This is a genomic window from Methylotenera sp. (genome assembly GCF_029945535.1).
Lineage (GTDB): Bacteria > Pseudomonadota > Gammaproteobacteria > Burkholderiales > Methylophilaceae > Methylotenera.
Map to the genome: position 1 here is coordinate 190,880 of NZ_JAQSCU010000010.1, position 25,538 is coordinate 216,417.

Annotated in this window: 25 protein-coding genes and 1 tRNA gene; 11 read left to right on the plus strand and 15 right to left on the minus strand. The window is 42.5% G+C overall.

Going from position 1 to position 25,538, the window contains the following annotated elements; all coding sequences use genetic code 11:
* Positions 1 to 20 precede the first annotated feature (20 nt).
* From feoB to PSU72_RS03940, 6 genes are all read right to left on the minus strand, one after another.
* Positions 21 to 1,811, minus strand: coding sequence for a ferrous iron transport protein B (gene feoB / locus PSU72_RS03915; RefSeq protein WP_300430857.1), 1,791 nt, complete (start codon positions 1,809 to 1,811; stop codon positions 21 to 23).
* Between the two features lie 63 nt (positions 1,812 to 1,874).
* Complete coding sequence (locus PSU72_RS03920) at positions 1,875 to 2,105, minus strand: FeoA family protein (RefSeq protein WP_300430858.1); 231 nt, start codon at positions 2,103 to 2,105, stop codon at positions 1,875 to 1,877.
* 189 nt (positions 2,106 to 2,294) lie between these two features.
* The gene (locus PSU72_RS03925) at positions 2,295 to 3,083 is read right to left on the minus strand and encodes a peptidylprolyl isomerase (protein ID WP_300430860.1); all 789 of its coding nucleotides are present in this window, start codon (positions 3,081 to 3,083) and stop codon (positions 2,295 to 2,297) included.
* Between the two features lie 30 nt (positions 3,084 to 3,113).
* Positions 3,114 to 3,374, minus strand: a complete 261-nt coding sequence (locus PSU72_RS03930; protein WP_300430862.1) for a BolA family protein — start codon at positions 3,372 to 3,374, stop codon at positions 3,114 to 3,116.
* Positions 3,375 to 3,436: 62 nt separating this feature from the next.
* On the minus strand, positions 3,437 to 3,739 hold the full coding sequence (locus tag PSU72_RS03935; protein ID WP_300430864.1) for a YciI family protein: 303 nt from the start codon (positions 3,737 to 3,739) through the stop codon (positions 3,437 to 3,439).
* Positions 3,739 to 4,317 (minus strand): septation protein A, encoded by a 579-nt coding sequence (locus tag PSU72_RS03940; protein ID WP_300430866.1) that lies wholly within the window; start codon positions 4,315 to 4,317, stop codon positions 3,739 to 3,741. Before PSU72_RS03940 ends, PSU72_RS03935 begins: the two co-directional genes overlap by 1 nt.
* 189 nt (positions 4,318 to 4,506) lie before the next feature.
* On the opposite strand from PSU72_RS03940, the gene PSU72_RS03945 reads away from it, so the two are divergent.
* The 8 genes from PSU72_RS03945 to PSU72_RS03980 all read left to right on the plus strand — a co-directional run bounded on the left by PSU72_RS03945 (position 4,507) and on the right by PSU72_RS03980 (position 10,942).
* Positions 4,507 to 5,406 carry a 3',5'-nucleoside bisphosphate phosphatase gene (locus PSU72_RS03945; protein ID WP_300430868.1) on the plus strand — a complete coding sequence of 300 codons (900 nt, stop codon included), beginning with the start codon at positions 4,507 to 4,509 and terminating at the stop codon, positions 5,404 to 5,406.
* Between the two features lie 19 nt (positions 5,407 to 5,425).
* Positions 5,426 to 6,052 (plus strand): L-threonylcarbamoyladenylate synthase, encoded by a 627-nt coding sequence (locus PSU72_RS03950; RefSeq protein ID WP_300430870.1) that lies wholly within the window; start codon positions 5,426 to 5,428, stop codon positions 6,050 to 6,052.
* Between the two features lie 28 nt (positions 6,053 to 6,080).
* Positions 6,081 to 6,719 (plus strand): site-2 protease family protein, encoded by a 639-nt coding sequence (locus PSU72_RS03955; protein ID WP_300430872.1) that lies wholly within the window; start codon positions 6,081 to 6,083, stop codon positions 6,717 to 6,719.
* 61 nt (positions 6,720 to 6,780) lie between these two features.
* The gene (locus PSU72_RS03960) at positions 6,781 to 7,983 is read left to right on the plus strand and encodes a tryptophan--tRNA ligase (protein ID WP_300430874.1); all 1,203 of its coding nucleotides are present in this window, start codon (positions 6,781 to 6,783) and stop codon (positions 7,981 to 7,983) included.
* A 26-nt stretch (positions 7,984 to 8,009) separates the two neighbouring features.
* Positions 8,010 to 8,342, plus strand: coding sequence for an SMR family transporter (locus tag PSU72_RS03965; protein ID WP_300430876.1), 333 nt, complete (start codon positions 8,010 to 8,012; stop codon positions 8,340 to 8,342).
* 7 nt (positions 8,343 to 8,349) lie between these two features.
* Entirely contained in the window at positions 8,350 to 9,135 is a 786-nt protein-coding gene (locus tag PSU72_RS03970; RefSeq protein WP_300430878.1) for a ScpA family protein, read from the plus strand.
* Between the two features lie 9 nt (positions 9,136 to 9,144).
* Positions 9,145 to 9,696 (plus strand): SMC-Scp complex subunit ScpB, encoded by a 552-nt coding sequence (gene scpB / locus PSU72_RS03975; protein ID WP_300430880.1) that lies wholly within the window; start codon positions 9,145 to 9,147, stop codon positions 9,694 to 9,696.
* 121 nt (positions 9,697 to 9,817) lie between these two features.
* Entirely contained in the window at positions 9,818 to 10,942 is a 1,125-nt protein-coding gene (locus PSU72_RS03980) for a pseudouridine synthase (RefSeq protein WP_300430882.1), read from the plus strand.
* 112 nt (positions 10,943 to 11,054) lie between these two features.
* Here PSU72_RS03980 and PSU72_RS03985 read toward each other — a convergent pair whose 3' ends face one another.
* The 8 genes from PSU72_RS03985 to PSU72_RS04020 form a co-directional block, all read right to left on the minus strand.
* On the minus strand, positions 11,055 to 12,233 hold the full coding sequence (locus PSU72_RS03985; RefSeq protein ID WP_300430884.1) for a class I SAM-dependent methyltransferase: 1,179 nt from the start codon (positions 12,231 to 12,233) through the stop codon (positions 11,055 to 11,057).
* An 8-nt stretch (positions 12,234 to 12,241) separates the two neighbouring features.
* Positions 12,242 to 13,147 carry a 50S ribosomal protein L3 N(5)-glutamine methyltransferase gene (prmB, locus tag PSU72_RS03990; RefSeq protein WP_300430886.1) on the minus strand — a complete coding sequence of 302 codons (906 nt, stop codon included), beginning with the start codon at positions 13,145 to 13,147 and terminating at the stop codon, positions 12,242 to 12,244.
* Between the two features lie 8 nt (positions 13,148 to 13,155).
* Positions 13,156 to 14,313, minus strand: coding sequence for a succinyl-diaminopimelate desuccinylase (gene dapE, locus PSU72_RS03995; protein WP_300430888.1), 1,158 nt, complete (start codon positions 14,311 to 14,313; stop codon positions 13,156 to 13,158).
* Positions 14,310 to 14,654 carry an ArsC family reductase gene (locus PSU72_RS04000; RefSeq protein ID WP_300430890.1) on the minus strand — a complete coding sequence of 115 codons (345 nt, stop codon included), beginning with the start codon at positions 14,652 to 14,654 and terminating at the stop codon, positions 14,310 to 14,312. Before PSU72_RS04000 ends, dapE begins: the two co-directional genes overlap by 4 nt.
* A 179-nt stretch (positions 14,655 to 14,833) precedes the next feature.
* Entirely contained in the window at positions 14,834 to 16,966 is a 2,133-nt protein-coding gene (locus PSU72_RS04005; RefSeq protein ID WP_300430892.1) for an EAL domain-containing protein, read from the minus strand.
* Positions 16,967 to 17,207: 241 nt separating this feature from the next.
* Complete coding sequence (dapD, locus tag PSU72_RS04010; protein WP_300430894.1) at positions 17,208 to 18,035, minus strand: 2,3,4,5-tetrahydropyridine-2,6-dicarboxylate N-succinyltransferase; 828 nt, start codon at positions 18,033 to 18,035, stop codon at positions 17,208 to 17,210.
* Positions 18,036 to 18,180: 145 nt separating this feature from the next.
* Positions 18,181 to 19,005, minus strand: a complete 825-nt coding sequence (locus tag PSU72_RS04015; protein WP_300430896.1) for a M48 family metallopeptidase — start codon at positions 19,003 to 19,005, stop codon at positions 18,181 to 18,183.
* A 106-nt stretch (positions 19,006 to 19,111) separates the two neighbouring features.
* Entirely contained in the window at positions 19,112 to 20,995 is a 1,884-nt protein-coding gene (locus tag PSU72_RS04020) for a potassium transporter Kup (RefSeq protein WP_300430898.1), read from the minus strand.
* A gap of 424 nt (positions 20,996 to 21,419) precedes the next feature.
* Here PSU72_RS04020 and PSU72_RS04025 point away from each other — a divergent pair, with 424 nt between their 5' ends.
* Complete coding sequence (locus tag PSU72_RS04025; RefSeq protein ID WP_300430900.1) at positions 21,420 to 23,258, plus strand: TolC family outer membrane protein; 1,839 nt, start codon at positions 21,420 to 21,422, stop codon at positions 23,256 to 23,258.
* A gap of 236 nt (positions 23,259 to 23,494) precedes the next feature.
* Positions 23,495 to 23,580: transfer RNA gene (locus PSU72_RS04030), tRNA-Leu, on the plus strand.
* Positions 23,581 to 23,720: 140 nt separating this feature from the next.
* On the opposite strand, the gene PSU72_RS04035 is transcribed toward PSU72_RS04030, so the two are convergent.
* Entirely contained in the window at positions 23,721 to 24,635 is a 915-nt protein-coding gene (locus tag PSU72_RS04035) for a LysR family transcriptional regulator (RefSeq protein WP_300430902.1), read from the minus strand.
* 153 nt (positions 24,636 to 24,788) lie between these two features.
* Here PSU72_RS04035 and PSU72_RS04040 point away from each other — a divergent pair, with 153 nt between their 5' ends.
* The gene (locus PSU72_RS04040) at positions 24,789 to 25,493 is read left to right on the plus strand and encodes a pirin family protein (protein ID WP_300430904.1); all 705 of its coding nucleotides are present in this window, start codon (positions 24,789 to 24,791) and stop codon (positions 25,491 to 25,493) included.
* The last annotated feature ends 45 nt before the right edge of the window (positions 25,494 to 25,538 follow it).

Sequence of the window (25,538 nt, forward strand, 5' to 3'; positions counted from 1 at the left end):
AGTTTAAGCCGCGCGAGTAATCAATAACCTAGCCAGCGCGCACCCTGATAAAACACAAAGCTCACCACCCAAGCCAGTCCTAGCGACCAAGCAATTGATAGCCACATGAAAGCGCTACTTTTAGCCTCACTTCTAAGCGTGGCAATGGTCGATAAGCATGGCGTATATATCAGCGTGAACAACATAAAGCTCATGGCTTGCACCCAATCAATTTGCGTTGCCATATGCACCATGAGGGCATCGCCTTGCATACCGTAAATCACAGCAAGCGCGCCAACAACGATCTCTTTAGCGACAAAACCAAATATTAAAGCAATGGCTAGCTGATTGTTAATACCGAGTGGATCTAGTATAGGTGCAAACAACGCGCCAATTTGGCCTGCATAAGTACCTGCGCTGGCTGGTGGAACGTTACTTGGGAAGTTAGTCAGCGCCCAAACCAGCACAACACCAATCACAATAAATTTGCTAGCACGTACTAAGAAGTGTTTTACCTCATGCCAACCTCTTAATATGATTTGACGTAGTGTAGGAAAGCGATAGGGTGGTAATTCGAGAATGAATGGCTCGGTGTTTTTATACTGTCCTTGAAAAAGAATGGCAGTTAAAAACATCGTTAAAAAGCTCATCACGTAAAGTGTGAATAAAACCAGCGGTGCATGTTTTGCGGTAAATAGCGCCGTGATAATGAAAATAAACACTTGTAGCCGTGCTGAACATAATGATAATGGAATCACCAGCATCGTTAGCAAGCGCATTGGGCGAGAGCGCATAATGCGTGTACCCATCAGTGCCGGTACGTTGCAACCAAAGCCCATCAGCATCATCACAAAGCCACGGCCATCTAAGCCCATTTTTGCCATGAGTGAGTCCATAAGAAAAGCCGCACGCGATAAATAGCCGCTATCTTCGACCATGGACATGACTAAAAAGAATAAAACAATAATAGGCACAAATGCAGCTACGGTCGCTACGCCGTTATAAACACCATCTAACATCAAACCGCTAAACCATGCTGGACTTGAGACGAATATTGGTTCTAACAAGCCTGATCTAAATAAGCTTAAAGCCCATGCTAGTCCATCTTGTAGCGGCTTGCCAACGGTGAAAATAAACTGAAACAACACAAACATCGCAACAAAAAATATAGGCAGACCAAACCATTTATGTAGCAAAACCTTATCGATTTTATCGGTAGTATTATCCGTAAATGTAGTTGGTATTTGCACATGATGTTGAATCAATTTTTCCATCTCATGTTCGATTTGATGGTCTTCTTGTAGAAGTTGGCTAATGACTTTTGGGTCAGTCGCTGTTTGATTCTGATTGATAATCTGCGTGGCTGCTTGTAAAGCTTTTGGTAAACCATCGCCATATTTTGCACTGATAGATAACACTGGTATGTGCAAATCGTTAGCCAAGCTTTCAGTATCAATGGTAATGCCAGACTGCTTGGCTTCATCCGCCATGTTTAGAGCAAGTACAGCTGGAATATTGAGTTTTTTAATCTGCAAAACTAATGAAAGTTGGCGATCTATCTGCGAACTATTCAATAGCACAATGACGAGGTCTACCGCATTATTCGAAAGAAAGCGTCTGACAACTTGCTCATCTTCTGAAAAGCCATGTAAATCATAAATGCCAGGTAAATCAATTAATTCGGCAATATGCCCGCCAATCAAAATCTTTGCACTCATTAAATCAACAGTGATTCCAGGCCAATTGCCAACGCGTGCAGATGCGCCACTAATACGATTGAACAGGGTAGATTTCCCTGTGTTGGGCATGCCTAATAGTGCAATACGTTTCATGAGTGTTTATTGTTGGCGCAAAAGATGAATGGGTTGGCTTATTCTATGGGGTAATAATGTAGATTAAATTTCAGCGTTGATTTGTATGCGAGTAGCCTCAGTGTCGCGCAAAATCACATCGGTGGTACCAAGGCGCACATGAAGTGGACCATTGAAATTAGCGCGGCGGATAATGCTGAGCGGTTTGCCTACACGAAAGCCTAGTGCCGAGAGCCGATGAAACAAATATTCATCCGCTTCTATCGCAGTAATGATGGCGTTTTGACCAATTTTTAATTGAGAGAGCAGTTGCATTAATCAGTAAGAGTATTACAAATGATAATAATTCTTATTATCGCATAATTCTATAATGATGTGCATTTCTAAAGTAATAATATGCAATAGGCTAAAAATTAATAGTTGGTTAAACTAAGATGCTCGCATATTAAAAAAGGCTCACGATGAGCCTTTTTTAATACTGCTAATTCAATGAATAAGAATGACTTATTTTGAAATATCTATTTTAGCTTTAGTGCGCAAATCAGACATCATTTTTTCTAAATTACGTTGTTGAAGATTTTTTTGTAAACCATCTTTTACTTTGTCGTAAGCCAATGGTTGCGCGCTACGTGTGTCAACTAATTTAATTACATGCCAACCGAATTGAGTTTGCGCTGGTGTAGCAGAAACTGCGCCTTTTTGTAGGCCAGCTACAGCATCACTGAATGGTTTAACCATCGTTGCTGGTGAGAACCAGCCTAGATCGCCACCTTTTTCCTTAGAGCCAGGATCCATTGATTTTTCTTTAGCAAGTTTTGCAAAGTCAGCGCCTTTGCCTAATTGCGCAATAATATCTTTAGCTTCAGCTTCAGTTTTTACCAATATATGACGTGCGCTGTATTCTTTATCGCCATAAGCTTTTTTGTATTGTTCGTAAGCGGCTTTAGTATCAGCATCTGAAATTGGGTTTTTCTTCACAAAGTCTTGTAGATACGCCGAAGTAAGTAGTTCGCGGCGTGAAAGCTCTTCACGTGCAACGTAATCGGCTTGTTTATCTAGGCCTAGTTTTTGCGCTTCTTGGTAGACAAGTTCTGAGTCTATCAATTTGTTCGTAATGGCTTGTTTAACTTGATCGTCAACTTTTTGGCCGCGTGAAGCAGCGTCCTTAGCAATGTAATCATAAACAGATTGTTTGATTTGTTTACCATTAACTGTTGCTACAGCGTCTGCAGCAAAAGCTGCTGGTGCTAATGAAAGAATAGCCACTGCGATTAAGGTTTGGGTAAATTTCATGCGAAAATCCTCATGGTTAGAAATAGGGGGTTAAAGTTCTTCTGGCGCCAGAGCGTGTATGCTCAAGGCGTGAATTTTACTAGGAATAAGTTCGGCAAGTGCCTGATAAATAATGCGATGACGCATTATCTGTGATTTTTCAGAAAAATGCGAGCTTGTTATTTTGAGTTTAAAATGGCCACCACCAGTATTGCCTGCGTGCCCGGCATGCATGGCGCTTTCATCCTCTATTTGCAAAGTGCTAGGGTCTAGTGATTGTAAGCGGCTGGTGATTTCTTCAACTAAAGTCATATTTGTGGCTTATATATTGCTGTGTGGGAAGGTGTTGGGTGAGAACGAAGTTTTGATTACAGTTAACTCGGTAAAGTTTTTCTAAATGGTTTTACTATAACGTTCTTATACACATTTGAGATGACAAACGGATCATTATTTGCCCATTCTGTTGCTTCTTGAAGGTTAGAGAACTCTGCAACAATCAAGCTGCCTGTAAAGCCTGCTGGTCCTGGGTCTGAGCTATCTATCGCTGGAAATGGACCCGCCAGCAACAATTTGCCTGCTTCTTGCAGTATTTGTAAACGCTTTAAATGTTCAGGTCTGGCGACTAAACGTTTGTCTAAGCTGTTAGGCGTATCTTCAGCCATGATTGCGTACCACATTATTTTGTCTCGCTTTTATCTTGTTTTTCTTTATTTTCTTCATCAACCGGCGCTACCAGATACTTTCTTAACGCTAAGGTTTGCGCGATGAAGAATACAAACATGATGCCAGTCACGCCAAATAGTTTGAAATTGACCCAAGCATTTTCAGTATAGTTAAATGCAACATACAGGTTTAAAAAACCCAGTAGCACTAAAAAAGCCACCCATACCAAGTTGAGTCTATTCCAAATGGGCGTAGGTGCATCAATCAGATTTGCCATCATTTGCTGAATCAAGTTCTTCTTAAAAAGTAAATTAGAAATGAGTAGGGCGGCTGCAAGTATCCAATACAGCGCGGTTGGCTTCATCATAATATAAGTTTTGTCATGTAATAGCAGGGTAATGCTGCCAAGTATGCCAATAACGGCGCCGCTCACAATGAGCATTTTTTCAACTTTGCCATAGCGAATTTTGCTGTAGATAATTTGTGCAATCGTGGCGGCAATGGTGACTGCAGTTGCCGTGAAGATGCCAAAGAACTTGAATGCGATAAAAAACAAAATAACAGGGAACATGTCGAATAAAAACTTATTCATGGCTTTAGGCGAGTCGCTTTCTAAGTGGTGCTTGTGTGAATTGTAATTACGTTCAAAAAATCAATGATTAACAACGCTTTAGCGTAAGTCGTTATTTTGCTATGATTGATGTTGTGCCACAAGGTTTAATTTTCAAGTATTTTTTTACTCATCACTATTCTTTAAGCCTAACTTTTAAGTATTGCGTTCATGCCACTCATTTTTGATCTACATTCCCACACCACCGTCTCAGATGGCATGTTAAGCCCTGTTGAGCTGGTTGCGTATGCGGCAAAGCAGGGCGTTGATGTATTGGCCTTAACTGACCATGATGATACAGGTGGTTTGGCAGTTGCGGCAGAAGAGGCTAAACGCTGGGGTGTACATTTTATCAATGGTGTAGAAATTTCAGTCACTTGGAAAAAGCGTACGATTCATATCGTTGGCTTGAAAATCAATCCTGAGTATCCTGCCTTGAAAGCAGGCTTGGCAGCACTTCGCGCAGGACGCCATACGCGTGCGGAGGGCATGGCGGCCGGCTTAGATAAAGTTGGCATCATGGGCAGCCTAGAAGGCGCCTATCAGTATGTGAACGATGGCATTATAGGCCGCATACATTTTGCAAGATTTTTAGTCGAAAACGGAGTTTCAAAAGACAATAAGTCCGTATTTAAGAAATATTTGGTCAAAGGTAAGCCCGGTTATTTTGAACATCAGTGGGCGAGTTTAGAAGAAGCAATTGGTTGGATTGTCGGTAGCGGCGGCGTTGCGGTGTTAGCGCACCCAGGTCGGTATGATTTAGGCCGTACTAATATGTTGCTGTTGTTAGAAGAGTTTCGCGCGTTAGGCGGTACGGCGATTGAAGTGGTGACAGGCAGCCATACAGGTGCGCATTATGTCGAATTTGCAAAGTATGCGCAGATGTTTAGCTTGAAATCCTCAGTGGGGACGGATTATCACGGCAAGGGTGTGAGCTTTATGGAAATGGGGCGCTTGCCAGCGCTACCAAATAATTGCGTACCCATTTGGCAAGATTGGCCAGAGGCTTTGTTGACGAGTACGAATATCACGAAAAGCAATACTACTGAAACTGCTGCAGAGCTCATTTGAAAGCAACATCCACAATATCATGTCCCAACTGTTCAACATTAATTTAGAGAATCCGCAGCATCGCCTGATTGTTCATACGGCTGAAATTCTGCGCGATGGCGGTGTGATTGCGTATCCAACAGACTCTGGCTACGCATTGGGCTGCATGCTTGGGCATGGAGATGCGCAAACGCGCATACGTCAGATTCGCGGTGTGGATGACAAGCATCTTTTTACACTGCTTTGCCGTAATTTAAGTGAGTTAGGCAATTACGCGGTTGTGAGTAATAGTCAGTTTCGTCTGCTAAAAGCTAATACGCCCGGCGCTTATACCTTTATCTTAAACGCGACGCGTGAAGTGCCACGTAAGCTGCAGCATCCAAAACGGAATACAGTAGGATTACGCGTGCCAGATCACGCCGTTGTTCAAGCGATATTAGAAGAGATCGATGCACCTTTGCTCAGTATGACGCTTTATATTCCAGACGAAGACTCAGTGCTTAGTGAAGCGTGGGAAATTCGCGATAAATTGGAACATGTCGTCGATTTAGTCATTGATGTAGGGCATTGTGTGGCAGGTGCAACTTCTGTGATTAACTTGACGGGTGATGCGCCAGAGTTAATCCGTGAGGGACTAGGCGATTTGACGCCTTTTGGTTTGAGTTAGATTAAATTTATTTGAAAAAGAGTAGGTAATGGAATTATCCCTAATACAAAAAATAGTTATTTATGCACCGCCTATCATATTCGCCATCACTGTGCATGAAGCGGCGCACGGTTACGCGGCTAAGCACTTTGGCGATATGACGGCTTACAAGGCGGGCCGCATCACTTTAAACCCCTTAAAGCACATTGACTTGTTCGGCACGATTTTATTGCCAGCAATGACCATACTTTTAGGCGGCATTCTCTTTGGCTGGGCAAAGCCTGTGCCTGTAGATTTTAGCCGTCTACGGAACCCTAAAAAAGACATGTTATGGGTCGCTGCGGCTGGGCCTGCATCTAATTTTATAATGGCAATATTCTGGGTATTCGTGATTAAGTTTGCTATGGGCGCACCAGAAGCAATTTCGCTTCCGTTGGTTGAAATGGCTAAAGCAGGTATCAGTATTAATATTGTTTTGATGGTATTAAATCTACTGCCATTGCCACCTTTAGATGGTGGACGCATCGCGGTAAGCTTGCTACCTATGCCTTACGCGATTAAGTTTGCACAAATTGAACGTTTTGGCTTCTTAATTTTAATTGCGCTGATGTTCTCAGGCATACTCAATAAAATTTTAGATCCACTCATAAATGCGGTTTACGCGCTAATAATTAGCTTATTTGGCTAAGCTTGTTTGTATAATAACGGCTAATTCTAACTCTAGTATTTATTTTAAGGTTTTATCGCACATGGCAATCGAACGCGTTTTATCAGGTATGCGCCCAACGGGTAATTTGCATTTAGGGCATTACAACGGCGTACTTAAAAATTGGATTAAACTACAGCACGAGCATGAATGCTTGTTTTTTGTAGCTGATTGGCACGCATTGACAACGCATTACGATACGCCCGAGATAATCGAAGAAAGCGTGTGGGAAATGGTGATTGATTGGTTGGCTGCGGGCGTAGACCCTGCCAACGCTACGATTTTTATACAATCCCGTGTGCCAGAGCATGCTGAATTACATACCTTGTTAAGCATGATTACGCCATTAAGTTGGTTGGAACGTGTGCCGACTTACAAAGATCAGCAAGAAAAACTTTCAAGTAAAGACTTATCTACCTATGGTTTCTTAGGCTATCCACTACTACAAAGTGCTGATATTTTGATTTATAAAGCGACTCAAGTACCTGTAGGCGAAGATCAGATTCCTCACATTGAATTCACGCGTGAAATCGCACGCCGCTTTAATCACATTTACGGTAAAGAAAAAGGGTTTGAAGAAAAAGCCGAAGCCGCAATCAAAAAACTAGGCAGTAAACGCAGTGCTTTGTATGAAGAAATGCGTAATGCCTATCAACAAAGCGGTGATGAAGAAGCTTTGGATGCTGCTCGCTCATTGATTGAAGAGCAACAAGGCATGAGCATGGGCGATAAAGAGCGCCTGTTGGGCTACTTAGAAGGCGGCGGTAAGATGATTCTGCTTGAGCCTGAATACAAACTCACGCCAGCTTCAAAAATGCCAGGTCTAGACGGGCAAAAAATGTCTAAGTCTTACAACAACACCATCTCATTGCGTGAGCCAGCGGATGCGGTCGCGAAAAAAATCAAAACCATGCCAACAGACCCAGCGCGAGTACGCCGCACAGACCCGGGTGACCCAGCAAAATGTCCAGTTTGGCAGTTACACGAGATTTATTCAAATACAGCGACCCAAGAATGGGTACAAGCAGGCTGTAAAAGCGCAGGTATTGGCTGTATAGAATGTAAAGGCCCTGTGATTGAAAGCGTGCTAGCCGAGTTAAAACCAATTCAAGAACGCGCTGCGCAATATGCTGAAGATCCTACTTTAGTGAAGAATATCGTCGCAGAAGGCTGTGAAAAAGCCCGTAAACTGGCGCGTGAAACCATGCGTGATGTACGCGATGCGATGGGCTTGAATTACTCTTAGTCAACACATAATTTATTGGGGCTTTGATGAGTCATTGGTTAGCGCTTGCAATCGCAATAATTGCAGAAGTGATAGGAACTACGGCACTCAAAGCCTCAAACGAGTTTACTCGGCTGATACCGTCATTAATTGTAGTGGTGGGTTATGGTACAGCATTTTATTTCATGTCAATCAGCATGCGTGTACTGCCTGTTGGCATTATGTATGCCATTTGGTCTGGCATGGGGATTGTACTGATTTCAGTGTTGGGATGGTTAGTCTTTAGGCAAACCTTAGATATGCCAGCAATCATAGGCTTAGCTTTCATTATTGCGGGTGTCATTATCATTAACGTGTTTTCGAAAACTGTGGGGCACTGAACCTTATATGCAAACTCAGCTCACTTTAGATGCGCGCATTCACGGTGAAGCTTTTACCCAAGTTCCTCATGACCTCTATATTCCACCAGATGCACTAGAGGTTTATTTAGATGCCTTTGAGGGCCCACTCGATTTACTCCTGTATTTAATCCGTAAGCATAATCTTGATATTTTAGATATTCCAATGGCCGATTTAACACGTCAGTATATGGAGTATGTAGAAAAAATGAAGGCAATCAAGTTGGAGTTAGCAGGGGATTACTTGCTGATGTCAGCGATGTTGATTGAGATTAAATCACGCATGTTGTTACCTAAACCTGCCGAGATTGAGTCTGAAGATGACCCTAGAGCTGAATTGGTGCGCCGCTTAATGGAATATGAGGCGATTAAGCTCGCTGCGCAGCGTCTTGATGAAATGCCGAAGGTGGGTGAGGATATTATTGTAGCCAGTGCTTATTATCAGCACATAGGTGATGTGAAACCACCTGAAGTAAGTTTAGATGATTTAACCGAAGCTTGGCGCAATGTGTTGAAGCGCGCTAGCCATTTTAAGCATCACAAGGTTGGCAAGGCGGAGCTTTCTGTTCGCGAACACATGAGCATTATCTTACGTCGTTTAAAAGCGGATAATTTTTTAGAATTCTCTCAGCTATTTGATGTAGCGAAAGATGGCATTCCAAAATTAGTAGTGTGTTTTTTAGCCATTTTAGAATTAGCGCGTGAAGGTTTGCTGCGCATGACACAACAAGCGCCATTCTCGCCAATTTACGTACAATTAAATTCTCGCGAATAATTGAATGCTATGAACGAACCCGAAAACATTACGCAGAAGAAACAGGTGTTAGAAGTGGCCTTGCTAACTTCAACGCAGCCGCTAAGTTTAGATGATATGCAAAAGTTGTTTGCAGACCGTATGGAGCGTGCCACATTGCGTATGCTGCTGGATGAACTCAAGCAAGATTGGGATGCGCGCACGATGGAGTTAGTGCAGGTGGCAACAGGTTATCGCTTTCAAGCGCGAGCCGAATATGCCCCTTTTTTAGCGCGACTGAACCCAGAAAAACAATCAAAATACTCACGCGCAGTAATGGAAACATTGGCGATTATTGCTTATAGACAGCCTGTAACACGTGGCGACATTGAAGAGATTCGCGGCGTGGCCGTGAACCCCAATCTGATGCGCCAGTTACAAGAGCGTGATTGGGTGGATGTAGTAGGGCAGCGCGAAGTTCCTGGTCGACCTTCATTGTACGCAACGACTAAGCATTTTTTAGATGATCTTAACCTAAAGTCTCTGGCTGAGTTGCCCGCAATGGAAGATTTCGTAAAAACTGAAACGCAGCTGGATTTATAAAAGGCTTTTAGACTGAATTTTCTAGCTATTTTAAAATTGATTTTTAATCTAGCCGATTTAATCTGAGGCGATTTCCACTATCTGCGGTAAAATGCGCTTTTGCAATCAATAGTTTATCAATATGGCACGTCCTTTTAAAACACAACGCGACCCGCAGGCGACTCCTCGTCGTCCTACCACTAATTTTACTAAATTAGACACAGACCCTAACGCGCCGCCAGAACCTACGCAACGCTTACATAAGTTATTAGCGCTGGCTGGCTTAGGCTCACGCCGCGATATGGAAACGCTAATTGCTAGCGGTCGCGTTACTGTGAATGGTGCGCCAGCAACACAAGGTCAAGGTGTGACGCAATTTGATACGGTGCGCTTAGATAGCCGCCCAGTTAAACTGCCATTTATAGCTGAATTGCCGCAAGTATTGATTTACCATAAACCTGAAGGTGAAATTGTTAGTCAAGATGACCCTGAAGGCCGTGCGAGCGTGTTTGATAAATTGCCAAAAGTGAAAAATGGTAAATGGATTGCCATCGGCCGTTTAGATATGAATACCAGCGGCTTGCTGATATTTACTACTTCTGGCGAATTGGCAAATCGTTTTATGCACCCGCGCTATGAAGTTGAGCGTGAATATGCCGTGCGTATTTTTGGTGAGTTGACCGAAGGCCAAATGACGCAATTGAAAGAAGGTATTGAGCTAGAAGATGGCCCAGCGAACTTTGATAGCATTACTGCACAAGGTGGCGAGGGTGCAAATCATTGGTACCAAGTCATTTTGCGCGAAGGTCGTAATCGTGAAGTGCGCCGTTTGTTTGAGGCATTTCAGTTGCCAGTGAGCCGCTTGATGCGCGTACGCTTTGGTCCAGTTAACTTACCGCCTCGCGTTAAACGTGGCTCCATGTTAAAGCTTGAACAAAAAGAAGTGGTTGGCTTACTAGAATGGGCAGATTTGCCAGTACCAAGCGCACCGTTAAGACAACTCACACAACGTGAAAAGCTGAAAGCCACAACCGTGTTTATGCCTAAAGTGCGTAAACAACGTATTAGCGCGTTAGATCGAGTGCCACGTACAGATGGCGAACCTTATAGCAAAAAACCTAGTGTTGCGCGTAAAGAAGCACCGAAAAAGCCAGCACCTAGAAAAAGTGAGAACCGTAGAGTTAGACAGACCAGCGATTTACCTGCGTCAGATGCTCAAAAAGCAGGCATGCAAAAGAAAAGCGATAGAAATCGTGGTCGCGGTTAATTAGAGTTAAATCTCACATTCGCACATGTTAAAAGGGGTGATTCTAAAGTTTAGAATCACCCCTTTTTTATACCAATCTAGTTTTATACTAACCTAGATTTAAGCCCTAGGTTTAAGCTTTAGCTAAGCGCCACAAAGAGGTTACTTCAGCTTTGCGAGCTATATGTAAAGGGTCGGTAGCATCAAGTGTCTTGCCATGTCTTGCTTTAGTATCAGTTCTTTCGATGACTTTTAAGCCAGCTTCGTCAATCCAGCCTAGCAATTCTTCGCGTGTTCTTAGGCCTAAAAGTTCAGCAAAGTTAGAAAGAATCAACCAACCTTCACCATTGGTATTTAAGTGCGCATTCAAGCCATTTAAAAAGCCTTTAAGCATTTTACTTTTTTCATCATAAATTGCAGACTCTAGCGCCGAACTTGGATGCGCAGGTAACCATGGTGGGTTGCAGACGATTAAATCTGCTTTGCCATGTTCGGCGCTTGGGAATAAATTCGCTTCTACCAATTTCACATTATTTTTTAAGCCCAGTAGATTGACGTTTTTCAATGCGCAATCCAAAGCGCGGTGTGAGTTGTCTGTGGCAATGATATTAGTAATACCGCGATTGGCTAAAATAGCCGCTAACACGCCAGTACCCGTACCAATGTCAAAAGCCAAGTTGCATGGAATTGGTAACGGTGTGACATCAACTAAATCTAAATATTCGCCGCGAATTGGTGAAAACACGCCGTAGCTTGGGAATATTTTATTGTTGATGACTGGGATATCGACCCCATTTTTGCTCCACTCATAAGCGCCAACTAAGCCCAAAATCTCACGTAAAGAGACTACGATTGAATATGTACTTTTGCCATAAGCATGCTCACAAGCGGCTTTTACGTCAGGTGCACGACGTAAGCTGATGTTATAACCAACGTTTAACTCAATGACTAACATGCCTAAGATACGCGCTTTTTGCGACTGCGCTTGGCGATGCAAATGAAATGCTTCCAGCATGGTTTCTGCTGGTTTTTTCGGTTTTTTACCTGGGCGATCTATGCGGCGTGAAAGTGCTTGCAACAGCATTTTGGCATTTTGAAAATCACCGCGCCAAAGTAAGGCTGTGCCTTCGCAACAAAGCTTGTAAGCATCGTCGGCTTTGGTGGTGTCGTCAGCAATTTGAACGCGTTTAGGCACTGGCGCGGCATTTTCAGAGTGCCAAGTACCAGTTTTAGTTTTGTTGGCTTCTTGCCAGCTAATGGTGTTGTTAACGGCTGGACTGTCAATGGTTGGCTTGGTTGTTTGTGTGTTCAAAATAATGCCTATATAAGCTGTGACTTGGTGAGTAAAAATACAAATTCGTTACCTGACGAAACTTCTAGCCAGTTAAATATAATGTTTGGGTATGCGGCTTCTAGCGCCTCACGATTGTGGCCGATTTCAACAATCAATATGCCGTCATCATTTAAGTAGTTTGCGGCTTCACGCAGAATGGTGTGTGTGTGGTCTAAACCCGCATCACCGCTACCTAGCGCCAGTTGTGGCTCGTTCTGATATTCCTGTGGTAGTGCTGCCATGGATGGCGCATCTACATAAGGAGGATTGCTGATGATGAGGTCGTACTTTTTGCCTTTGAGCGCCGTGAACATATCAGATTTAATTGCCGTGACTTGCTCTTGCAGGCTGTAGTTTGCAATATTGATATTGGCAACATCAATCGCATCCTGCGAAATATCAATCACATCAATTTCTGCATTAGGGAGCACGCTGGCGAGCAATATGCCTAAGCAACCGCTGCCAGTACAGATGTCAGCAGCACTATCGACCATTTCAGGAAACTCAATCCATGAGCTTAAACCGTCAGCAAGTAGTTCCGCTATAAATGAGCGTGGAATCAATACGCGCTCATCTACGTAGAATTTCAAGCCTTGCAACCATGCTTCTTTTAAGAGGTAAGCCGTGGGTGTGTGTTTGGTAATACGTTGTTCGATAAAGTGAGCTAATTTGATGCGTTCGTCAGCAGTGATACGTGCGTCTAGAAAGTTATTGAGCGTATCCATAGGCAGATGCAGGCCACTCATGATGAGCCAAACAGCTTCATCGTAAGCATTATCAGTGCCGTGGCCGTAAAACACGTCAGAGGCTTCGAATTGGCTTACAGCGTAGCGTATCCAGTCGCGGATGGTAAATAGCTCACTAGTAGCTGAAATTTGTGTATTGTTTGCCATGACGTTCTTTATTTAAGTAGTTTTTGTAACGTTAATTTATAGGTTTCTTTTAGCGGCTCAATATCCGCTACACCTACGCATTCGTTTAGTTTATGTATGGTTGCGTTGAGTGGGCCGAACTCAATGACTTGCTTGCAAATGTCTGCGATAAAACGACCATCTGAAGTTCCGCCAGTGGTCGATAATTCAGGCGTTACGCCGTAAGCTTGCTCGATAGCCTCAGTAATCGCTTCAACCAAATTGCCGCGTGGTGTGATGTAAGGTGGTGAATATTCCCACTCCAAATCATAGTTGAGTTGATGACCATCTAAAATGGCGTGTACGCGAGATTTTAAGTTAGCCTCAGTACTGCCTTGATTGTTAAGTTCTGGACAAAATCTGAAGTTGAATAGAATTTCTACTTCGCCAGGCACGACATTGGTTGCGCCAGTGCCGCCGTTCATGTTGGAGATTTGCCATGAAGTAGGTGGGAAGTATTCGTTGCCGTTATCCCAAACGGTTTCAACCATATCTTTAATGGCAGGCGCTACTAGGTGAATCGGATTTTTCACTAAATGCGGGTAAGCAATGTGGCCTTGTATGCCCTTAACGGTGAGCTTGCCAGAAAGTGAGCCACGGCGACCATTTTTAATCATATCGCCAACGACTTTATTGCTAGTCGGCTCGCCAACGATGCAATAATCTATCAACTCACCACGTGCTTTAAGTGCTTCAACTACTTTCACTGTGCCATCCACTGCCACGCCTTCTTCATCAGAAGTAATCAGCAATCCAATCGAACCAGTGTGATTCGGATTTTCAGCGATGAACTCTTCAATACTAGTGATGAACGCTGCTAATGAGGTTTTCATGTCGGCGGCGCCACGCGCGTAAAGCATGCCATCTTTGATGGTCGGCTCAAACGGAGGTGTGTGCCATTTATCCAGCGGACCTGTAGGCACAACGTCGGTATGACCTGCAAACACTAACAAGGGACCAGTTGTGCCGCGTCTGGCATATAAGTTATCTACATTGCCAAAACGCATACGTTCGATTTTAAAGCCTAGTGGCTCCAAGCGTGAAATCATCAGTTCTTGGCAACCTGCGTCTTCAGGGGTATTTGAGCGACGTGTAAGCAAGTCGATGGCTAGACTGAGTGTTTTACTTTGAGTAGTTGGATTTGTCATGGTAGTTCTTTGTAAGCTGCTTCAGTAAATCCCAAACACACGATTTTGCCGTCTTGGACTAATACCGGGCGTTTAATCACAGAGGATTTTTCTAACATTAATTTGATTGCTGATGGCGCATCAATGACCGCAGCTTTTTCAGCATCAGTTAAATTACGCCATGTCATGCCAGCGCGGTTAACTAATTTCTCCCAAGGTTGTTGGTTTAACCAGGCTTCAAGTAAAGATTGAGTCACACCGTTCTTTTTAAAGTCATGAAACTCGTAAGCAATATGGTGCGCGGTAAGCCAGTCGCGCGCTTTTTTTACTGTGTTACAGTTAGGAATGCCAAATAGCTGCATAGATATAGTGTTTAAAATAAACGTTTTATATTAAAAACGCATTTTACAGCAATACGCCAGAGAAATAACCCAAAGTGCTGAGATTGTGCTGATAAGTTGGCAAAATCTAGCTGCACAGGCTTGAATTTCGCATTTAAATATAGTGTCGAATGCTAATATCAAGCCTGCTCTATGAGGTGCTAGGTTTCGTGGAGCTCTTTAAAAAATAATTGACCATTTTCAGTAAAGTTAAGGTCTAGGTTTTTTAGCAAACTGATTAGACGCTCCTCCGGAAGTGGACGAGAGATAAAGTAGCCCTGCATCTCATCACAGCCTAGCTCTGCTAATAGTACGCGTTGTCCTTCGGTTTCGATGCCTTCAGCGACTACGTTTAAATCTAGCGCATGAGCAAGCTCAATCACTGCTTGAACCACGCCACGTGTTCTATTGTTAGTTTCAATATCTTCAGTAAAAGTTGGGTCAAGTTTTAATTCGCTTACTTGCCATTTTTGAAGATTGGTTAAGCTGGATGAGTATGTGCCAAAGTCATCAAGCGTTACTTTGATGCCTGCTTCTTTAAAACGAGCGAGTTGATTGTTGAAAACAGCCTGATTCTTAAGTGCGGTAGATTCAGTCATTTCAATGATTAAGCTTGTTTTAGGCAAGTCATATCTACTTAGCATGGCATTGATATTGCCAACTAAATTTGCGTTAATCATTTGCTGATGCGATATATTGACCGAAATGTTGAATGGAATACTTAAGCTTTTTAATTGTTTTAATGTGCGGCAACTTTCCTCAACCACCCAATCATTAATTGCGTAACTTAGACCAAATCGATCTGCCGCTAGCATGAAGTCGCCTGGGTACAATAAACCTTTTACTGGATGATCCCAGCGTAATAATGCCTCTGCGCCTACTGGCTCTCTGGTAATGCTATCAATTTTAATTTGATAGTGAAGTTTTAGCTCATCATTCGCTAAGGCATTTTTTAAGTCATGCTGCATTTCAAGCAGATGATCGGCAGCTGTGGCGATTTCGCTATCAAAGAAACGATACTGATTTTTTCCATCTTTCTTCGCGCGATACATGGCGGTATCAGCCGCGCTAATGAGCTGTTGAATGTTGCCATCTTTAGGGTAAATCGCGACGCCAACGGAAATGGATAGATGCACTTCAGAGTTATTGATGGTGCATGATTCGCGCACTGCGCTCACCATGCGCTCAATCACCGTTATGCAATCTTCATATGAATCGACTTCTTCAATAATGGCAATAAATTCATCGCCACCAATCCGTGCCACTTCGTCACAGCCACGTACTGCGGTGACTAATCTTCTAGCGACTTTTTGTAAGGCTAGGTCGCCAGCTTGGTGACCCAAGGTGTCATTAATTTGCTTAAAGTTATCAACGTCTATAAAAGCCACCGCTAAGCTAGCTCCATTTCTATCACATCTTCTAGTGGCAGCTTCTAAATGTTGCATTAAAGCGCGGCGATTAGGTAGCTGAGTTAAAGTATCGACCAAGGCTAGGCGACTTGCCTCTTGAGAGTTTTCGTTTTTTAATGCATTGCATTTAAATGTATCGTAGCCAAATTTATCGTAAAAAATAGCCACAATGAACCCTACCAAGAATAAGCAAATTAGACCTAGTGCAATAGTCACGCCTAATAGCGTGCTATCAAGTTGTGCGCTTGTTTCACTATAAGCATTGAGCGGAATTTCAATCGATGCCATGTACACTAGGTGTACGCCAGTGATGGCTAATGAGGTTAAAGCTGCAAAAATAGATTTTGTCAGTAATTCGTATTTACCAACATAGTTTTTAATCCAAAAAAATATGAGGATGCTTAATAGCGTGACTGAAAAGGTAGTAGTGAAGGCAATAGCGCTAATCAATGGGGTGAATGTCACTGCAGGTTGAATCTCCATTGAGGCAACGCTGAAGTAGAAGATGCTGTAAGCAGATATGCTGGCAATTAAGCCACCAATAATCAGTGTGTTGGCTGGAAGTGTTTTTTGGCTTGATATATGTAATATGATGGCTGAAAATAAAAGCGCTGCAAGCCAAGCAAGCGCTAGATAAATTACGGTGAAGCCTGCAGATTTAACAACAGGAAAGGCCAACACATCAATAAAATGAATCGCCCACAAGCACGAGCCGACAGTGATACTGCTATATGCCAGTAAGTTCTTTTTATCAATTACCTGCGATTTGTATAGCTTGCTGACTAAATTGAACGTAAGCAGCACCGCTACATAGCCCAGCAGCATAGAAAGCACGATTAATTTTATATTGTAATGACTCATTGTGACTGGATTATCTAAACTCATACTGAGTTAGAAAATGCCTCTAAAGTTAGTTAAATGAGTTATTGCAATGTCTATGCCATATTAAAAATTCGTTTTCTATAGACGTAAAAAAGGCTGCAGAAGCCTGTGAGAGCTTACTTGCAGCCTGTTAATGCAAGGGTGCTATTTAATTGCTGCTAACTAATCCCAATTGGTAACTGTCGATATTCTGACAGCTATGCATTACAACTGAGCATGCCAACTAGGCTTAAATACCGTGCAGTTAAATGCCACGTAGTAATTCGTTAATGCCGACTTTACCTAGTGTTTTTTCGTCTACTTTTTTAACGATCACTGCGCAATAAAGGCTATAGCTACCATCTTTAGAAGGTAGGTTACCTGAAACAACCACTGAACCAGAAGGAATGCGACCATAAGTGACAGTACCTGTTTCGCGGTCGTAAATTTTGGTTGATTGACCAATATAAACACCCATAGAAATCACACAGTTGTCTTCTACAATCACGCCCTCAACCACTTCAGAACGTGCGCCGATAAAGCAGTTGTCACCAATAATTGTTGGGCCAGCTTGAATTGGCTCTAATACGCCACCAATACCGACACCACCGCTCAAATGTACGTTCTTACCGATTTGTGCACATGAACCTACTGTTGCCCATGTATCAACCATTGTGCCTTCGCCAACGTAAGCGCCGATATTGACGTATGAAGGTAGTAATACTGCATTTTTACCAATGAATGAACCACGACGCACCATTGCATTTGGCACTACACGGAAGCCACCAGCTTTGAAATCTTCTTCAGTGTAATTAGCAAATTTTGGAGGTACTTTGTCATAATATTTAGTGCAGCCACCGTCTAGCAAAGTGTTATCTTCTAGGCGAAATGAGAGCAATACGGCTTTTTTAAGCCATTGATGTGTTTCCCAGTTCTGGCTATCGCCAATACGAGAAGCAACGCGTAGAGTGCCTGCATCTAAATCCGAGATTAAAGAAGCGACTGTTGCTTTAATTTCAGCAGATGCGTTGCTCGGGTTAATGTTGGCGCGGTCTTCAAAAGCCGCTTCGATAATGCTTTGACGTGGATCCATAATGCTCTCAGAGTTAGTTGATTTAATAAAAACGTTATTTTAACCTAAAGTGTGCTTTCACCAAAAACAAAGCTCATGCTAGATATTGAATATCTGGCATGAGCTTCAAATAATTTCACGTTAGCTAATTTTTGCTAGCGCTTAATCATCTTTTTTTAGCGGCTTCATATAGAGGTTTTACTTTTGGTACCAGTTTCTGTAGCTCGGCAATACGCGTGCTATCGGAGGGGTGAGTACTAAAGAATTCTGATGGTTTGTTGCCACTCAGTTTACCCATTTTTTGCCATAACGTGATGGCTGCATCAGGGTTGTAGCCTGCGCGAGCAGATAATTCTAGTCCGATTCTATCCGCTTCCGTTTCTTGCAAACGACTATTTGGCAAAGCAAAGAATAACTGTGAACCAACACTAGCGGCTTGCATAGAAGCATTACCAACGGCAGCACTGGTGCCATTGGTTAAGATTGCGCCTAATGCTTGTAGGCCAAATTGTTGCACATAAGCTTGAGACATACGCTCACGACCATGTTCGCGTAGCGCATGTGCTATTTCATGGCCAATCACTGCGCCTAGCTCGTCGTCAGTGGCTTTTAGTTGGTCGATTAATCCCGTGAGTACCATGATTTTGCCACCTGGCATGCAATAAGCATTCACTTGGTCACTTTTATCAACGTTGACTTCCCATTTCCATTGCACGGCATCTGGTCTAAATACGCCAACTTGTGCGATCAGTCTATTTGAAATAGTGCGTACACGTTCTAGTTGCACTTTGTCGGTGTTGAGCGTGTTTTTCTTTTGAGATTCTTGCAAGGTTTGAGTGTAAGACTGGCTAGACATGGCTACGACTTGCGATGCGGGCAGTAACATGAATTGCGAGCGGTTTACACCAGATACACTATCTTGAGTGGTGGTTGCACAACCGTTGAGTTGCAATGAAATGGCTGTCAGTAAAATAAGGGTCAGTTTTTTCATGGTTGTTCCTAAATCTTAATATAAAAATATTGAGCTGATTCACTACTCAATTGACATTTAACACATGAGTGTAGTCTAAAGTCGAATGTAAAATCGTCAACAATTGTTAAATTTTTAACTGAGAACCTAGTTCAATCACGCGGTTTGGTGGCAGTTTGAATTGGTTGGTAATGGTTTCAGCACTTCTAAATAAGCCAATGAATATTTTTTTGCGCCAGAAAGACATGCCCGATTTGCCGCTGGCAATCAGAATTTCTTTACCAATAAAGAATGAGGTGTCCATTTCATCTAATACCAAGCCTTTTTCGGTACAAAGTTGCAAATCACGTGGTAAGTCTGGTTCATCTTTAAAGCCGTATTGCACCGTTACTCTATAGAACTCATGCGGCAGCACTTCTAGCTTCACACGCTCTTCTTCTGAAGTGTGAGGGTAGTCCAAAAATTTAACGGTGAGTATCACCATTTTTTCGTGCAGTACTTTGTTATGTTTTAAGTTATGCAGCATGGCATGTGGCACACCATCTGGGTTTGGCGTCATAAATAGTGCGGTGCCAGAAACACGAGTTGGGGGGTGCGCGCCAATGGCTTCAATAAATGGGTCTAACGCCATGGCCTCGTTTTTAAGTCTTGTATAAACTATGCCGCGACCTGTTTTCCAAGTCAGCATCAAGGTGAAAATGACAATGCCAATGGCTAGCGGTACCCAGCCACCATCAGGAATTTTCAGAACGTTTGCACTGAAAAAGGCAATATCCACTGTGAGGAACATCGCTACTAGCAAGCCTGTGCGCAGTTTGCTCCATCCCCAAAGGTTATGAAACACAATACCGGCTAACAAGGTGGTAATAACCATATCGCCAGTCACCGCAATACCATAAGCGGCGGCTAAGTTGCCTGATGATTTAAAGGTTAACACCAATACCATCACCGCAGCCATCAAGCCCCAGCTGACGCGTGGCATATAAATCTGGCCTTCTTGGCTTTCTGAGGTGTGTTCAACATGCATGCGCGGCAAATAGCCTAATTGTAAAGCTTGGCGCGAGACTGAGAATGCCCCAGTAATCACAGCTTGCGAGGCAATCACCGCAGCAAGTGTGGCTAATATAATCAGCGGGAAAAGCATCCATTCTGGGGCAAGTAAATAGAATGGATTTTTAACGGCTTCTGGGTGTTGCAGTATGAGGGCGCCTTGTCCAAAATAATTTAAAATTAAGGCTGGCAAAACCAAACCAAACCAGGCAAGACGAATTGGAAAGCGTCCGAAATGCCCCATGTCTGCATATAGAGCTTCCGCCCCAGTCACTGACAGCACCACTGCGCCAAGCGCTACAAAGGCAATCCATGGGCTTACCGTAAAAAAGTGAATAGCATATATTGGATTTAACGCATGCAGAATACTTGGATTTTGCATAATACTTTGTATGCCAAGCACACCCAGAGTGCCAAACCACAGCAGCATGATTGGACCAAAAAAAGCACCGACTAATGCAGTGCCTTTACTTTGTGCCCAAAATAAAGCAAAAAGTACCACTAATGTAATCGGCAAAATGAGTGGGTGTAGCATCGGCGCTGCAAGTTCAAGCCCTTCAACTGCAGATAGAACTGAAATTGCGGGTGTAATCATGCCGTCTGCATAAAACATACATGCCCCTAAAATACCTAGCAACATGATGGTGTGCTGCTTCTTAATGTTACTACCTGCGTTGTGACTAGCCAATGCAAGCAAAGCCATAATGCCGCCTTCTCCGCGGTTATCTGCGCGCATGATAAATGCAACATATTTGACTGACACCACCATGATGAGCGCCCAAACAATCAACGATAATATGCCGTACATATTAGCTTCGGTAAGTGGTACGGGGTGAGTGCCTACGGAGAATACTTCTTTAATTGTGTATAGAGGGCTTGTGCCGATATCGCCGAATACTACGCCAAGTGCGGCTAAGGTAAGAGCGGAGAGTTTAGTTTTACTGCCATTAGGAGTTGACATTAAAATGTGAGTTTAATTAAGCAAGAGATACTATTATCAATCAACTTAAACACTAAACCAATAGATTTTTACAACAGTTTTTTTAAACGATAGATAAAGAAATAGATTGATTAGGGCTTGTTTTTGGCGTGCTCAAGCATAATTTTTACCCAATTGGGTGACAGCAAACTCGGTATGTATCAAGTACAATTCTGTTAAGAATGTAAAAATTTGTTAATACTTGTCTGAATTATCCAAATAAAACATGCGCTTATTGATTAAGTGACCCGAAAATCGTATTATTCGCAACAGTATAAATGACTTAAAAACGTAAACTAACGTAGAGCAATAAATTTCAGCCTAAAAGGCATTGTTTTTTTTAGATACTAAAGTGCTTGCTAATGTAGCTAGTTGAAGTTCGCTGAAATTTTAAAGGAAAAATATTTTGAATCACAAATTTAAATACAAATTAATTGCCCTAATCATGGCTTCTAGCCTTGGTTTAACGCTTAGCAATGCTAGCTATGCCGCAGGCTCATTAATTACCTTAAAAGAGATGGTTGAGAAAACTGTCACGGCAAATCCTGAAGTGCAATCACGTTATCATCGTTTTTTAGAATCAGGTTTCGAGCAAGATGTAGCACATGGCAATTTCCTTCCCAAAGCAGATATTGTCTCTACTTATAGAAAACAAGAAGAGCTCATTAAACCAGGTGACGGTACAAATATTCCTCGCTTTAACAATGAGCTAGTTTTACGACAAATGATTTTTGATGGCTTTGCTACTAGTAATGAAGTTAAACGCTTGGGTCATGCAAACCGTGTACGTTATTATGAGTTGCAAAGTGCGATGCAAAATACTACGCTGGAATTCATGCGCGCCTACATCGATGCTAATCGTTATCGCGAATTAAGCCAGTATGCAAAAGAAAACTACGTTATACATAAGCAGTTATTTGATCGCATCCAAGAGCGTGTAAACGCTGGCGTTGCTCGTAAAGTCGATTTAGAGCAAGCTGCAGGACGTTTAGCTTTAGCTGAAGCTAACTTGTTGACTGAAACAACGAACCTTCATGATGTTACCGCGCGTATGCAACGTCTATACGGTGAGCTTCCACCAGAAACGCTAGAGGCACCTACGTTTTTTAATGCAGGGGTAGAGCCAACTTCAGCTGAAGCATTAAAAGTTGCATACAATCAAAACCCAGATTTGCTTTCAACCATTGAAGACATTCAAGCCAGTAAAGATGAGATTAAGACAAGAGAGTCACGTTACTACCCTAAGCTAGACTTACAAGCACGTAAGAATCTAGGCGTTAGTAATGATGGCAGGTTCAGTTCAAATGCAGCTGACTTACTTGAATTGACCATGAATTTTAATTTATTTAATGGCTTTTCAGACAAAAATGCTATTAAACAGACAGCAGAAAAGCTCAATAACTCTAAAGATTTACGAGATAAAGCCTGTGTTGATACGCGTCAACTAGTGGTGATTGCTTATAACGATATTCAGCAGTTAAAAGAACAAGAAAAATATCGTACCGAGCATAAAAACTCAATTGAAAATGCTCGCGAAGCTTATCGTAAGCAATTCGATATTGGTCAGCGTACTTTGTTAGACTTGTTAGATACTGAGAATGAGTATTTTCAAGCTAGACGTGCTTTAGCCAATGTTGAGTATGACATTCAAACCGCCTATGCAAGAACCTATGCGGGTCAAGGCGAGTTGTTAAATAAAATTGGAGCAGCACGAGGCGGATTGCCTGAGTACAAGCGTGAAAGTTACATGGATGATGAAAATGTGTGTCAAGCCGTGTCGCCAGTTCAAGTGACTGTAGATAAAGCAGCGTTATTAGCCGATGCAAAACCACTGAGTTCAACTATATCTGTGGCTAAGTCAGCTGAGCCTGCAAAGGTTGAAGCGAAGCCTATGGCGAATAAAGTTGTGCCAGATGTGCAGTTTGAAACTAACAGCGCAAAAATTAAAGAAATTTCATATCCAGTATTAGATAATGCGATTACCACCTTAAAAGAGTGGGGTGATTCAAACGTAGAGATCGCAGGTCATACCGATCAACGCGATACATCAAAAGCAGATTACAACCTGCGCCTATCTGAGAAGCGCGCTAAAGCTGTGATGGACTATATCGTTAAAAAAGGCATAGATGCTAAACGTTTATCTGCTAAGGGTTACGGCTACAGCAAGCCACTTGCTGAGAATGATCCTAAAGAAGGTAATTTGGTCAATCGTCGCGTAGAGCTAGTGCGTGAGCAGAAAAAATAAATTTATTCAGTTAAGTTTCTATAGTAATTAACTTGCAGTGTAATTTTTAAAGTTGTTAAAAGTAAAAATGGAAGTCTAGGCTTCCATTTTTTTGGTTTATTTTTGGCTTATTTATAAGTAAAGCAAAAAAGTATAAATATTTTTCGATTTACTGCAAAAAAACTTATTTTTTGCTTAGAAAAATGCGTACTACAGTGTTAGAATACGCTCCGTAATTTGATGTAGACCTTCCATCTGCCCGGGTGGTGAAATTGGTAGACACAAGAGACTTAAAATCTCTCGCCTTATGGGTGTGCCGGTTCGACTCCGGCTCCGGGCACCAAATATAAAAAAGACCTACAATTTTTGTAGGTCTTTTTTTTGCTTGTTTCAGCTGTGAGTTGTAGCGTAATATTTACATTCGCTTCACTTAAACGGCGAGATATAAATCAGTTTCGGCGATACTTAGTTCTTAAGCGTAGTTTAATTAAAAGAAGACCACAGCCTTTCCAGTAAGCTTGGGCTTTTCATTTTATCTATCCACCAAGCTAAACCAGCGCCCACTTCTTCTGTGCGCCATGCTAGGTAGACTGGTTCAGGTTTGCGCGGCTCTTCCACTTCTTTTATGACTAATAAGCCAGACGTGATTGCTTGGCGTGCAATGAGTTCAGGTAAGAAGCCAAAGCCCATCCCCGCTAATTGATATTCGTATTTTGCGCGCATGTTAGATACCGCTAAGGAATTTTGTCCGAAAAGCAAACCTACGGTTCTGGGTTGCATTTTTCTCACAGAATCGCTGACGGTGATGGCGAGGTGCTGACTAAGGTCGGCTTTGCTTAGCGGGCTAGTAATGCTGGCTAAAGGGTGGTTTGGTGAAACAACAAACACAAAGTCCATATAGCCGATGAGATGTGAGTGATAGCCGCCACCGGAAGGACCTTCACCAGCCGCGCCAACCAGTAGGTCTACTCGCCTATCAAGCAGCGCTTCCCAAGTGCCAGAGAGCGTTTCTTGCGAGAATTTCAGTCTTGTCAGGTCGGCAACCTTACAAAACTCAGTCACATCATGAATCAATGAGGTTGGGGAGAATACTGAGTCCATACCTATCGTCAGTTCAGTTTCCCAACCTGACGCGACTCTTCTAACTCGATGTTCTAAATCACTTGCGGCCTTTAGTAAGTGGCGACCTTCTTTTAGTAGCTCACTGCCAGCTTTGGTGATGGCGACTTTGGGGCCTAGGCGATCAAATACTTTTACGCCCAAATCCTGCTCAAGTTTGCTTACAGTGTACGAAATCGTTGAGGGTACTTTATATAGCTCATTTCCCGCGGCTGCAAAAGATCCTAAGCGATCAATAGCATCCAATATCAGTAGGGCATCTAAGCTAATTCTAAACATTCGATTTTTTCGATGATAGGTTGATATTTTTTCCGTTTTTCATCTTTCATATTCCAGCTCATACTGCAGACATGCTTAATAAATAAGAGTAATTAGACATTAATTATATTCTAATTTATTGATGATTTTGTAAATACTTAAAAGGAGATCACCATGTTAGACATTCATAAAAATAGTAGCCGCGGTGCCGCAGACCATGGTTGGTTGCAATCAAACCATTCATTCTCATTCGGACATTACTACAATCCAGAAGCGATGGGATTTGGGCCATTACTCGTGATTAATGAAGATCGTGTTCAAGCCGGTAAAGGGTTTGGTACTCATGGGCATGAAGATATGGAGATCATCACTTATGTATTAAGCGGCTCTTTAGAGCATAAAGATAGCATGGGTACTGGCTCAGTCATTCAGTATGGTGACGTGCAAAGAATGACCGCTGGTACTGGTGTGCGCCATAGTGAGTTTAATCACTCAAGTGTTGAGCGAGTCCATTTTCTACAAATTTGGATTGAGCCGAATGTTAAAGGCATTGCGCCTAGCTATGAAGAGAAACATTTTGATACGGCATCTAAAATTGGTCGCTTACGTTTAATTGGTTCGCCAGATGGTAAAGACGGCTCTGTGCTAATTCATCAAGATGCTTATCTCTATGCCTCAATTTTGAATACAGCAGATCAAGAAGTACAACATAGCTTAAAAGCAGGCCGTAGCGCTTATGTGCATGTGATTCGTGGGCAGGTTGATGTGAATGGCAATACATTAAAAACGGGTGACGCCTTAAAAATTAAAGATATATCTTTAATTGCGTTTGCCAATGCAAATGAGGTCGAGTTTCTTTTATTCGACTTACCTTATTAACAATTTTTTTAGAACTTAAACAGAGTACGATGAAATTAGAAGTTT